Here is a 12,355-nt window from a genome sequence, read left to right on the forward strand (position 1 = left end):
ATCTGTACGGGTGACAAGATCACCCGTTGATGGGTATTGGGGAGCGTGTCCAGTGCTGATTGCGGGGGCGTTTTTGTTGCTTTGGTTCAGCTGTAGTGTTGGGTTGTTGCGATGTTGACGCTTGATGCTTAGCAAGCTGCCAAGGGCCTTGCCTTCACTTCCAGTTGATCTTCTTGATCTCGCTGATCCAGTTTGCCTGCCCAGACGGTCAGGCCCAGGGCCAGCAGGACGACGATGGCACCGATCCAGGCGGTGTGAATCAGGCCGATGTTGGCGACGATCAGGCCACCCCCCCAGGCTCCGATTGCAATTCCGATATTGAAGGCGGCGATGTTCAGGCCGGAGGCCACATCGACTGCTTCAGGGACAAAGCGTTGGGCCTGGTTAACAACATAGATCTGCAGTCCGGGTACGTTGCCAAATGCCACACCACCCCAGGCCAGTACGGTTGCCAGCATCAACCAAGGGTTGTGGGCGGTAAAGGTCAGCGCCAGCAGGACGATAGCCAGCAGCAGGAAAATCTGTTTCAGGGCGGGGATGGGGCCGCGTTGATCGGCCAGCTTGCCACCCCACAGATTACCGACAGCAACCGACACCCCGTATGCCAGCAGGACCCCGCCCACGGCGTGAATGGAAAAGCCCGTAATCTGCTCCAGCATGGGCGCCAGGAAGGTGAAGGCAATGAAAGAGCCGCCGTACCCCACCGCCGTCATTGCGTAAACCAGTAACAGTCGCGGTTGGGCGAAGACGCGGATTTGTTGACGCAGTGTGGCAGGTTTGCTGTGTATTACATTCTTGGGCACAAAGAGCAGACTGCCCAGAAAGGCGATCACACCCAGGGCCGAGACGGCCAGGAAGGTGGTGCGCCAGCCGAACTGCTGGCCGATAAAGGTGCCCAGCGGTACGCCGGTTACCAGGGCAACGGTCAGGCCGGTGAACATGATGGCAATGGCGCTGGCGGCTTTTTCTTTGGGAACCAGGCTGGCCGCAATGGTGGAGCCAATGGAAAAGAACACGCCATGAGCCAGGCCGGTCAGAATACGGGCCACGATCAGGGATTCATAACCCGGTGCTTGCCAGGCCACCAGGTTGCCGAGGGTGAACAGGGCCATCAAGCCCAGCATCAAGGCTTTGCGGGGGACCTTGCCGGTCAGGGCGGTCAGGACTGGGGCACCTATGGCAACGCCCAGGGCGTACAAGCTGACCAGCAGGCCGGCGGAGGGCAGGCTGACGGCCAGGTCTGCCGCGATGGTGGGGAGAAGGCCAACGATCACGAACTCTGTCGTTCCGATGGCAAAGGCACTGATGGTCAGCGCCAGTAGAGCGATAGGCATGATGGCATCCTTGCGTGGAGCATTGCAGAAGATGCCATTGTGTTCTTGATGATTTAGTCAAAAAAGTCCATATTGGTCGAAATACATTTGATTTAAAGTCAATAATGAAAACAACTCTGGATGAAATGCAGGCATTTATAGCCGTGGTGGATGCTGGTGCCATTTCGCGGGCGGCCGAGCATCTGGGGCTGACGGTGTCGGCGGTCAGCCGTACATTGAACAGGCTGGAAGAGAAGCTCAACACCACCTTGCTACGGCGTACCACGCGGCGCTTGGAACTGACGGAGGAAGGGGCGGTTTTTCTGGAGCGGGCCCGATCCATTGTGGCCCATGTGGAAGAGGCGGAGGAGGATCTGGCCATACGCCGGCAGCAGCCAGTGGGGCGCTTGCGGGTGGATGCTGCCTCGCCTTTTATTCTGCATTGCGTGGTGCCGATCGTGCGCGGCTATAAGGAGCGCTATCCGCAGGTCAGCCTGGAGCTGACCAGTAATGAAGGGTGGATTGATCTGCTGGAACATCGCACGGATGTGGCCATTCGGATTGGTCGGCTCAAGGACTCGACCTTGCATGCGCGACCTATTGGCAGCACCCGTTTGCGTGTGATGGCTTCGCCTGCCTACCTGGAAAAGCACGGTCATCCGCATGACGTGGCCGACCTGGATAATCATGTGTTGCTGGGCTTTACCCAGCCGCTATCCCTGAATGAATGGCCCCTGCCTGCGCAAGACGGGATGCCGGTGCATATCAAGCCAAGTATTGCCGCTTCCAGTGGGGAAACTTTGCGGCAACTGGCGCTGGATGGCGTGGGGATTGTGTCGTTGTCGGACTTCATGACGCACCGGGACCGCGATGCAGGACGTTTGGTGCAGTTGTTCCCGAAACGCACGCTGGAGATGGGTCAGCCTATCAATGCGGTGTACTACCGTAACACGGCCTTGTCAGCGCGGATTTCCACGTTTGTAAGCTATTTGAGTGAGTGCTGGGAGGCAGGGCTGGGTGGAACGAAATAGCGCGTGATGAGGACGGTTCTGACGCTCTACATCACAGTATTCATATGTTGCGAAGCTAAGGAGCCTGTAGCTTGTCTAGCGGGCGGTAAGCAGAAAACACATCAGCAGTAAAAACAGGTGGTGCAGATGACGTGCGGCGGACGTTGATCAAGGGGGAGAGCAGGCAGCAATGAATAATTCGAACGAAACTATGCAGACACAGACACAGACACAGACACAGACACAGACACAGACACCCGCATCAGCACAGGCAGAAATGCAGATGCAGGCGGCAGATAGGCCAGGTAGCCCGCTGGAGGTCTTCTGGGCATTCCTGAAACTTGGGCTGACTTCGTTTGGCGGCCCTATCGCGCACCTGGGTTATTTTCGTACCGAGTTCGTAGAGCGCCGCCGCTGGTTGGATGATCGCAGCTACTCCGATCTGCTCGCCTTGTGTCAGTTCTTGCCGGGCCCGGCCAGCAGCCAGGTCGGGATGGCGCTGGGGCTGGGGCGTGCCGGGTGGATGGGTTTGCTGGCAGCCTGGACCGGCTTTACCTTGCCATCGGCCATTGCATTGATTTTGTTTGCCATGGGATTGGCGGGGCAGCAGGGGATTGCAGAGTCTGCGTGGGTACATGGGCTCAAGATTGTGGCGGTAGCAATTGTGGCCCAGGCGGTGTTGGGAATGGCCCGGTCTCTATGTCCTGATCGATCTCGTGCTGCATTGGCGATAGTGGCTGCTTTGTTGAGTCTGGCCTTGCCCTCGGCCTTTGGGCAGGTTCTGGCCATCGCGGTAACAGGTTTGATCGCCTGGTGGAAATTGGACTTTGCTCAAGCAGGGGTGGCTCAGGCTCATTCGTATCCGGTATCTCGCAAAGTAGGGATGGCTGCCCTGCTGGCTTTTGCCGGGCTTTTGCTTGCTTTGCCGGTGTGGGCCGCGGCTACAGGCTCAACGATTATTCAGCTACTGGAAGGGGTGTACCGCTCCGGGGCGCTGGTCTTTGGTGGGGGACATGTCGTGTTGCCGCTGTTGCAGGCCTCTGTCGTACCGACAGGAATGGTCAGTAATGCGGAGTTGATGGCGGGTTACGGAGCGGCGCAAGCGGTGCCGGGCCCCCTGTTTACCTTCGCGGCTTATATCGGGGCGATGGCTCAATGGCCTTTGCAAGGCTGGCTGGGGGGCGTGGCGCTGTTAGCACTGGTTTTTATCCCGGCGTTCTTGATTCTGATTGGCGTCTTGCCTTTTTGGGAGGGGCTGCGACATCGGGCGGGTGTGCGCACGGCGATGGCAGGGATTAATGCAGGGGTGGTTGGTATCCTGGGGGCCGCGCTGTATGACCCGGTATGGACCAGCGCTATCCATGACAAGGCGGATTTCGGCTTGGCCTTGCTCTTGTTTGGCTTGTTGACCGTGGGACGTGTGCCACCGGCTTTGGTTGTGCTTTTGGCGGGGCTGGGCGCCTTGTTAATGTCGATTATTTAAGTGTCTTGTTTGCCGTGCGAGATTGCCCGGCGTCACTTTTTCAGTCCGGAATGCGTGGGGGCTGATTCAATAAGGAGCAGGTAGCCGCCTAGTATTTCTCAAGGTGCGCGCAGGGCGCGGGCGCCTTGGGAACGCCATATGCTGGATATCAGTTGCTTGTTGCAGTTGCGGCAAGGCAAACCGACTGGAGAATGTCATGGATACCCATAAATCACGCGCGGACAAACACTTGATGGACTGGCTTCGAGACGCGCACGCGATGGAAGAACAGGCTGAGACGATGCTGAACAGCATGCTCTCGCGGGTCGAGAACTACCCGGAGCTGCATCAGCGTATTCAGCAACATATCAAGGAAACTCAGACACAGCAGGGGCTGGTGCGCGAATGCATAGAGCGCCGCGGTGGAGATACTTCCTTGCTCAAAGACCTGGGTGGAAAGGTCATGGCAGCGTTTCAGGGGTTTTCGGGGATATTTGCCTCTGATGAGGTGGTAAAAGGCACGATGTTCAGCTTTGCCTTCGAAAACCTGGAAATTGCGGCTTATAGCCAGCTCAAGGAAGCCGCTGACTTTGTGGGTGATACGGAGACGGCAATGGTGTGCCATCAAATCCTGGAGCAGGAGCGCGCCATGGCCCGTTGGTTAGAAGAGCATTCACCCGAATTGATACGAATCTTTCTGGCACGCGCCAATGAAGGTCACAGTCAGGCCAAGCCGTAGTCCACATCCGTCCAAGGCTGTTGGTTGACGGCCTTGCTTGGCAGGTTTTCAGCTTGGGGGCAGCCATGAAGGCTACCAGGCACACTGTTTGCTGGAGCCTGTCTGCGAAACCTGATCTTTGGAGAGTCAGCATGAGTCCCACACGCAAAGACAGCACCGAACGTCCGAAACCAGTTAAAGCACCGGAGCCCAGCAGCGAATCTCAAGTGGATATTGCCGGGCGGGTGCAGGAAGACCTGAAAGAAGTTAATGAACGCGGCAAGGACAAGGAGCGAAGGCGGCCGGTAGACCATAAAGCGACGCAGTTTGATGGTTCACCTAATCCGGAGCCCGACAAGAGTCCGTATTGGTTCAAGCCACATGACGATACGCCCGCCATCTTGCCCAAGCGCCGCGGTCCAAAGAACCCGGACTAGAACGCTGGCAAACGTTGGGTGCCACCTTCCTGTCGCCTCTGCGCCTGGGCTTACCACTGACCGAAAAACACTCCTGCCTTTTTATACGCATTCGTACCGCGTTCAACCTCTTCTTCTGTGACAGTGGTGCGGCGTTTCAGGCTCGTGAACCATTGCAGCAAGCGTTCCCGACATTCCTCACGTATATGCTCATGGTCTGCAGAACGGCCCAGATCGTTGAACTGTTCTGGGTCTGCATGCAAATCGTAAAGCTGCTCGGGCTCGTCCAGCCAATACACGTAGCGCCAGCGGTCGCTGCGCAGTGACCAGGCTCTGGCATTGGACGATGATTTGTCACGTATCACGCGTGCCAGGCGATAGCTGTAGTCCAGTTCGGAAAACACGCAGTCGCGCCACGGGGGCTGGGCGCCGTGCAGCAGGGGGAGAAGGTTTCGCCCCTCAAGACGGTGCGAGGCCAGTGGCAGGCCCAGCCAGGACAGCATGGTGGGCAGCACATCCACGGCTTCGACCATTCTGTCATCCACTGTTCCACGCGTGGCGTTCGCCTCCGGTGACGGGTCGTAGACGATGAAAGGCACGCGCTGCACGGTGTCGTAGAACAGTTCTTTCTCGCCCAGCCAATGGTCGCCCAGAAAATCCCCATGGTCGGCGGTGAAGATGATCAGGGTGTTGTCCATCAGGCCGTTGCGGGACATGAAATCGAACAAGCGGCCCAGGTGGTCGTCCAATTGAGTGATCAGCCCCTGGTAGGCTGGCCGGACCGTCTCCACGCAGGTGTCGCTGGAGAAGCTGACGCATTCTTCCTGCTGGCGGTAAGCATCTACGACCGGATGCGCGTTGCTTAATTCGGCCTCGTTGCGTACTACGGGCAAGCATTGATCTGCGCTGTACATGTCGTGGTAGGGCGCAGGGGCGATGTAGGGCCAGTGTGGTTTGACGTAGCTCAGATGCAGCACCCAAGGCTCATCTCCCATGCGCTCCATGAAGGACAGGGCCTGATCCGTCATGTAGGCGGTTTCTGAATGCTTTTCTTCCACCAGAGAGGGATAGCGGGCATTGCGCATATGCCAGCCACTGACGGCTTCTCCATCCGGGCCGCGTGCGGAGATCACAAAGTCTGTCCACGGGTCATCGGACTGATAGCCGTGGCGTCGCAGGTACGCCGGGTAGCCACTTTCTTCGCCCGGTTCGTGGTGGCCGTCGTAGCGGTCTATCTCTTCAAAGCCGCCGGTTTTAAGCAGGCGAGCCAGTTCGCTGCCCCCATCCAGTGCCAGTCGTTCCAGCCCTTTGTGGTCGACCATGATGTGGGTTTTACCCGCCAGCACCAGCTTGTGCCCACCGGCGCGCAAGTATTCACCCATGGTGACTTCGCCTACCGATAGAGGAACGCGATTCCAGGTGGCTCCATGGGTAGAGGGGTAGCGGCCCGTGTAATAGCTCATGCGGGATGGGCCGCAGACTCCGGAGTTAACAAAGGCACGGTCAAAGCGTACCCCCTTGGCGGCCAGTGCATCCAGATTGGGGGTGCGAATATGAGGGTGCCCGTAGCAGGCCAGGTGATCAGCGCGTAGCTGATCGGCCATGATAAACAGGACGTTCTTGCGTTGTGTCATGTGGTTGGTGTTGCTGGTTTATTGCGTGACTTTGAAGCCGGAGGCCTGAATAACGGGAGCCCATTGCTGGCGGAATTGTTCGATGCGGACGCGGGTTTCTTCCGCATTGGCAGATACCGGGATCAATTCATTTTTCAGCAGTGTCTCTTGCAGAGCTGGATCACTGGTGACTTCCTTGATCGCCTCACCCAGTTGGGTCACTTTGTCGGCAGGCATGGAAGCGGGGGCGAAGAAAGCGTTCCAGCCGGAGGCTTCCAGCTCAACACCGGACTGCTTCAGGGTGGGTACATCCGGCAGGGCGGCTTCGCGCTCGCTGCCCGAGGTGGCCAGAATGCGGATGCGTTTGCCCTGGTGCTGGGACGTCAGCACGTCCAGCGTATCAATGGCCACGGGCAGAATGCCGCCGATCAGGTCGGTAATGACGGGGGCCGAGCCACGGTAGCCAATGATCTCGCCCTTGGAGCCAATCTGCTGTGACAGCATCAGGCCAAAGAAGTGGGGCAGGCTGCCGGTGGCGGGAACACCGATATTGAAGGCTCCGGGATGCTCCTTGGCCCAGGTGATCAGTTGATCCATGGTTTTAATGTCGCTGTCTGCCGATACGGCCACCCCAAAGCCGTACTCGGTCACCATGGAAACCGCCTGAAAGTCGCTGTCGGGTTTGTACGGGATGTCATTGAAAACCAGCGGGGCGACCACCATGATGGCGGGGTTGGCCAGGATCAGTACATTCTTGTCTGCTGCTGTGCTTTTGACGTACTGGGCGGCAATCCGGCCCCCTGCGCCGGTTTTGTTCTCGACCACAATAGGAATCCCCAGCTTCTTGTGCAAACCGTCCGACACAATGCGGGCGGCCCGATCTGACGCGCCTCCTGGCGCATAGGGCACAACGACTGTCAGGTTTTCAATCGGGCTTGCGGCGTGGGATAGACCAGCGAACAGCAGTCCTGACAGCAGACAGCTTGTTACCGTGGCGCGAAGGCGGTTCTGGGCCATGATTTGTCTCCTTTTTTTTGATTTCCATCAGTTTTTACCGCAGCTTACCAAGGGGGCTGATACTTGTTCTAATCAAGTATCTTCAAGGCTAAAGGTCCTTTTATGGTCAGCCCCTCCCCATCTTCTTCTACCCCGGCAAGCGCCGCTCCGGCTCCTACGCTTCCGGCCATGATGATGTTCCAGCTGTATCGGGCCTGGTCGGCAGGCAACCCGATTTTCATTCGCTTGTGCGAGGGGCGCTTCAATATCACTCGCCGTGAATGGCGCATTCTGGCTATTGCCAATATGCATCCCGCCTTGACGGGCACGGCCTTGGCCGAGGCAGCCGCATTGGATACGGCCCGTTGCTCGCGAGCGGTCAGCACCTTGTGTGAGAAGGGCCTGTTGAAGCGGACACGCGATACCAAAGACACACGTGTTGTGCATGTTTCGGTGACTGAATTGGGTGTGCAGCGCTACAAGGAAGTCATGCCGATTGTGGCCTCCCTGAATGAGGAGATCTTTCAGGACCTGAGCGCAGCAGAAATGGCGGCTTTGAGCAGCATGCTGGACCGGATTAGCAGCCGGGCGGCTTTGATGCTGGAAAGTAATGTGGTGAAGGAACGCGCTAGACGAAATCGATAAGCGGGTCCACGCACCGGCTTATGACTTATGTTTCTGATTGCTTCGGGAGCAAGAGTGCAGCACTATTGCCCGAAAGGAGCTAGGAGAGGCACGCATGGCTGGCAAAACAATTCTTATCCAGCAGAGACAAGAACATATTCAGGCACAGGATCATCAAACCATTCTGCAGGCTGCGCTGGAGCGCGGGATCTCGTATCCCCACGGTTGCAAGACGGGCGTGTGTGGCGGCTGTAAAACGCGCCTGGTCAAAGGGCAGGTGGAGATGATGGAGTACTCCCGCTTTGCGCTGACCGAGGAACAAAAGGCCAGGGGACTGATTCTGGCCTGTAGAGCGGTGCCCCAAACCGATGTGACAGTGGGCTGGATAGGGACGGATGATGTTCGGGGCCTGATCCCGTCTCGCGAGCTGACGGGCACGGTGACCTGTATCAAGGATCTGACCCACGATATCCGGCAGGTGCGGATACGTCTGGATAATCAGGAACCTTTGATCTTCTTTGCGGGGCAGTACGCGGATATCAAATTCGGGCAGGCTCCGGTGCGCAGTTACTCCATGGCTAATCGTCCGGGGGAGCCAGAGCTGGATTTTTACGTGCGCCGCGTGCCGCGCGGGGTGGCCTCGGCTTATGTGCATACGGTCTTGCAGCAAGGTGAACCGGTCAGCCTGAAGGTGCCGCTAGGTTCGTCCTATTTGCGTGATGGCTATGGCGGGCCGATTCTCTGTATTGCCGGTGGAACGGGCCTGGCACCGATCAAGTCGATTGTGGAATCCGCATTGGGCTGGGGCATGAGTCAGCCTATTCATGTGTATTTCGGGGTGCGGGAGCTGCGGGACTTGTACTGCGAGGACGAGTTCAAGGCCTTGCAGGAACGTTATGCCAATCTGAGCTTTACGCCTGTGCTGTCGGGGATGCCGGTGGCACCGTACCGCAGGGGCATGGTGACTGAGGCGGTGGGCAAGGATTTGCCTGATCTGAATGGCTGGAAAGTGTATGCGGCGGGGTCGCCCTCCATGGTGGATGAGGCCATTGGCATGGTGCTCAAGCGCGGCGTGAAGGTTCAGAACCTGCATGTGGATGTGTTTTTTACGCCCTGAGCAAGCCACGTCTGCATAGCAGAGCCTATGGCGATTGTTTACCATTGAGCCTTATGCGTTCCAACTCCTGTTTTACCCATTCATCTGCATTGACTACTGTGCCTGACTCCTCCCTTTCCCTGCCTGACGGCTGCACGTTTCGTCCCCTTCAAGAATCTGAATTGAACCTGCTGTGGTCCATAGACCGCAGCGAGCGGATCGACGGTTTGTACGAGCTGCGTGATGGCGTGTTGCACAGGCAAGCGGCTGATATTGATCTGCGCGGCTGGCCGGAAGGCGACCCGGAGAAATATCACCCTGAACATGAGGACGCCTTTCATCGCGGCTCCTGGTTCATGGGTGTATTCAAGGGTGATACCTTGCTGGCTGCCGTGGGTTTGGACAGCCTGCCCTTGGGGCCACAGGGAGATTGGCGTCAGCTATTTTTCCTGCATGTGAGCCAGTCCTTGCGAGGGCAGGGCATGGGCGTATGGCTGCTGGATCAGGCCAAGAAACAAACTGTGGAATGGGGCGCGAAGGCGGTCTATGCCTCGGCCACGCCTTCGGTGAACACGGTGGATTTCTACCTGGCGCATGGTTTTGAAATCGCGCCAGAGCCTGATCCCCGTTTGTTCGAGCTGGACCCGGAAGATATCCATCTGCTGTGTTTGCTGGATTAGAGACTTAGCCTCTTCTTCTGCAAAGAAAAAGGCCTTGCTTGCGCTGTTATCGCGCAGCAAGGCCCTTTCATCACACACAGGTTTTCAGCTTAGAAATCCATTGTTGCCGACAGCATGAAGGTACGTGGTGCACCCACAGCCAGGCTGGTGAAGTGCGGTTTGGCCCAGTAAGCCTTGTTCGCCACGTTATTCACCGTGGCCCGCAAGGTCAGCGGGCGGCCGGAGATCTTGGTGCGATAGCGCGCGCCCAGATCAAACACGGTATGGCCAGGGATGGATAGGGAGTTGTCTGCGCTCAGGTATTGCTTGGATGAGGTGGTGGCATTGGCCATCACGGTCAAACCCTGCAAGTTGGGTATATCCCATTCCACGCCCAGCTTGGCTTGCCACTTGGGCAGGCCGGTGGCCTGGCGGCCTTCTTCAGCCGGATTGGCAGCTTTGGTGACTTCCGGGTTGGAGTAAGCCACGCCACCCATCAAGCGCACGCCTTCCAGGGGGGAGCCGAAAAAGCCCCATTCAATGCCTCGGTTGCGCTGCTCGCCACCAAAGGAGAATACGTTGGTGAATGGGTCGGTATAGCTGCTGGGGCGTTTGATTTCGTACAAGGCCAGGGTGTGGGCAAAGTCACCCAAATCCAGCTTCAGGCCCACCTCCTTCTGTTTGGTCTTGTAGGGAGCAAAGACCTGGCCTGCATTGGCGGCTGTGTTGGGGGCAATCGCGCCTTGCGATAAGCCTTCGATGTAGTTGGCGTAGACCGAGACCTGATCAGTGGCTTTGACCAGGAAGGCGACGGCGGGAGTGGTTGCGCTTTCCTTGTAGCGCTCGCCTGTGCGCTGGCCGGTGGTGCCGTTAAAGCTTTCGTTGATCACTTGTTGACGGCGTGCGCCTAGTGTCACTTGCACGCGGTCGTCGGCAAAGGAAAGGGTGTCAGCAAAGCCGATGCTCTTCAAGCGGGTTTTAGTGGTGCTGATCAGGGGAATATTGTTCGGCAAGGATGGCTCCGGGCCCCAGACCGGGTCGTAGATATTGGTCACCCATGCGCTGGGCAACAGATTACGGAAGCCGCTCAGGTCGTAGTCCTCGTTGTACTGCGTGGCGTTGATGGCAAATTGGTGGCTGACGGGGCCGGTTTGCAGCTTGCCCATCAGACCCACTTCAGCAGTTTTGCGCCGCATTTCATCGGCCACGCCGCTGAAGTTGATCTTGAAGTCGCCTGCGTTATTGATCACCTGACCAGCGCCCATATTGGATCTGAATTTGGTGCGGCTGATACCGGCGGCGGCATAGGCAGTGAATTGATCGTTCAGGTCGAATTCGCCCCGGATCATGGCGCCTTTGTCGGTGGTGTCATAAAACGCCCAGGGCGGGTTCCATGACACATCGGGTTTGGGTGGTTTGGGCAGTTCTACACCGGGGTCCAACGTCAGGCCACGTGTCAGACCGTAGGCACGGTCTTTGCTGTGAAACAGGTCGGCAGACAAACGCACCCGTTCACCACGCCAGTCCAGACCCAGAGAGGTCTGGGTAATTTTCTTGTCCTGGTCTTTGACGGCAATTTCGCCATCCCGGTAGGCCGTGTTCAGGCGTATACCGAACTGCTTGTCCTCGCCAAAGCGACGGCCCAGATCCACGTGGCCGCCAAAGTGCGAGTCGGACATATAGCTGCCTGTGACGCGGAACAGGGGATCGTCGTCCGCGCGTTTTGTGACCAGGTTTACCGCACCGCCTGCCGAGCCTTTGGGTGGCATGCCGTTCAGCAGGGCGGAGGGGCCTTTCAGCACTTCGACGCGCTCGTAGGCTTCGGGCGAGTTGCGGTAGTAACCGCCCATCCCGGCCAGGCCGTTGACGGTGACATCACCCACATCGGAGCGGAAGCCGCGGATGGAGTAGCTCTCGTTGCTCTCGCCCGCAATGCCGCTCATGAACACGCTGGGATCGGTTTTGGCGATCACTTCGCTGATGTCACGCGCCTGCTGATCGGCTATGTATTGCTCGGTGTAGCTGATGGTGTTGAAGGGCGTTTCCATGAAGTCTTTGGTGCCCAGCAAACCGACGCGTCCGCCGGTAGCGACTTGTCCGCCAGCGTAGCTCTCGACGGTCTTGTCGCGCTGACCTTTGACAGTCACGGACGGCAAGGTGACGACTTCATCGGCCTGGGCAGCCGTACGGTTCTGTGCCTGTGCTGGCGAGGCCATCAAGGCCAGCGCGCTGGCTCCCAAACCCAGTAGTAGCGCCATTTGTACGGCACTGAAGGTACGATTCAGGGCAAAGCCGGAGCGGCTGGAACTGCCGCTTTTACGTATCGAGGGCGCAAACGTCCCATTGTGGCGTGGTGTGTACATGCCAGTTTCCTTTATGTAGCGGGGGTGTTTCTTTTGCTTTGATTAAGGCAAATAGAAATTGGATTGAGTCGCGTTACTCTCTATT

11 protein-coding genes are annotated in these 12,355 nt (G+C 57.8%); 7 read left to right on the forward strand and 4 right to left on the reverse strand.

Features of this window, described 5'->3' with window-relative positions; translation table 11 throughout:
• Positions 1-128 precede the first annotated feature (128 nt).
• Entirely contained in the window at positions 129-1,334 is a 1,206-nt protein-coding gene (locus CPY64_RS01035) for an MFS transporter (protein ID WP_042482645.1), read from the reverse strand.
• Positions 1,335-1,438: 104 nt separating this feature from the next.
• Between CPY64_RS01035 and CPY64_RS01040 the strand changes: the two genes are divergently transcribed.
• The 4 genes from CPY64_RS01040 (at position 1,439) to CPY64_RS01055 (ending at position 4,940) form a co-directional block, all read left to right on the forward strand.
• Positions 1,439-2,344, forward strand: coding sequence for a LysR family transcriptional regulator (locus tag CPY64_RS01040; protein ID WP_042482649.1), 906 nt, complete (start codon positions 1,439-1,441; stop codon positions 2,342-2,344).
• Between the two features lie 256 nt (positions 2,345-2,600).
• Positions 2,601-3,806 (forward strand): chromate efflux transporter, encoded by a 1,206-nt coding sequence (chrA, locus tag CPY64_RS01045; protein WP_042482652.1) that lies wholly within the window; start codon positions 2,601-2,603, stop codon positions 3,804-3,806.
• Positions 3,807-4,002: 196 nt separating this feature from the next.
• On the forward strand, positions 4,003-4,524 hold the full coding sequence (locus CPY64_RS01050; RefSeq protein WP_042482654.1) for a ferritin-like domain-containing protein: 522 nt from the start codon (positions 4,003-4,005) through the stop codon (positions 4,522-4,524).
• A 131-nt stretch (positions 4,525-4,655) separates the two neighbouring features.
• Entirely contained in the window at positions 4,656-4,940 is a 285-nt protein-coding gene (locus CPY64_RS01055; protein WP_042482655.1) for a hypothetical protein, read from the forward strand.
• A 50-nt stretch (positions 4,941-4,990) separates the two neighbouring features.
• On the opposite strand, the gene CPY64_RS01060 is transcribed toward CPY64_RS01055, so the two are convergent.
• Entirely contained in the window at positions 4,991-6,553 is a 1,563-nt protein-coding gene (locus tag CPY64_RS01060; RefSeq protein ID WP_042482658.1) for a sulfatase-like hydrolase/transferase, read from the reverse strand.
• Positions 6,554-6,571: 18 nt separating this feature from the next.
• The gene (locus tag CPY64_RS01065) at positions 6,572-7,549 is read right to left on the reverse strand and encodes a tripartite tricarboxylate transporter substrate-binding protein (protein WP_052362909.1); all 978 of its coding nucleotides are present in this window, start codon (positions 7,547-7,549) and stop codon (positions 6,572-6,574) included.
• 102 nt (positions 7,550-7,651) lie between these two features.
• Between CPY64_RS01065 and CPY64_RS01070 the strand changes: the two genes are divergently transcribed.
• From CPY64_RS01070 to CPY64_RS01080, 3 genes are all read left to right on the forward strand, one after another.
• Positions 7,652-8,173, forward strand: a complete 522-nt coding sequence (locus CPY64_RS01070; protein ID WP_042482661.1) for a MarR family winged helix-turn-helix transcriptional regulator — start codon at positions 7,652-7,654, stop codon at positions 8,171-8,173.
• 94 nt (positions 8,174-8,267) lie between these two features.
• On the forward strand, positions 8,268-9,269 hold the full coding sequence (locus tag CPY64_RS01075; RefSeq protein ID WP_042482663.1) for a 2Fe-2S iron-sulfur cluster-binding protein: 1,002 nt from the start codon (positions 8,268-8,270) through the stop codon (positions 9,267-9,269).
• 161 nt (positions 9,270-9,430) lie between these two features.
• Positions 9,431-9,928, forward strand: coding sequence for a GNAT family N-acetyltransferase (locus CPY64_RS01080; protein WP_052362910.1), 498 nt, complete (start codon positions 9,431-9,433; stop codon positions 9,926-9,928).
• Positions 9,929-10,017: 89 nt separating this feature from the next.
• Here CPY64_RS01080 and CPY64_RS01085 read toward each other — a convergent pair whose 3' ends face one another.
• Positions 10,018-12,270, reverse strand: a complete 2,253-nt coding sequence (locus tag CPY64_RS01085) for a TonB-dependent receptor (protein ID WP_042482666.1) — start codon at positions 12,268-12,270, stop codon at positions 10,018-10,020.
• Between the last annotated feature and the right edge of the window lie 85 nt (positions 12,271-12,355).

Source organism: Alcaligenes faecalis, from assembly GCF_002443155.1.
GTDB lineage: Bacteria > Pseudomonadota > Gammaproteobacteria > Burkholderiales > Burkholderiaceae_B > Alcaligenes > Alcaligenes faecalis.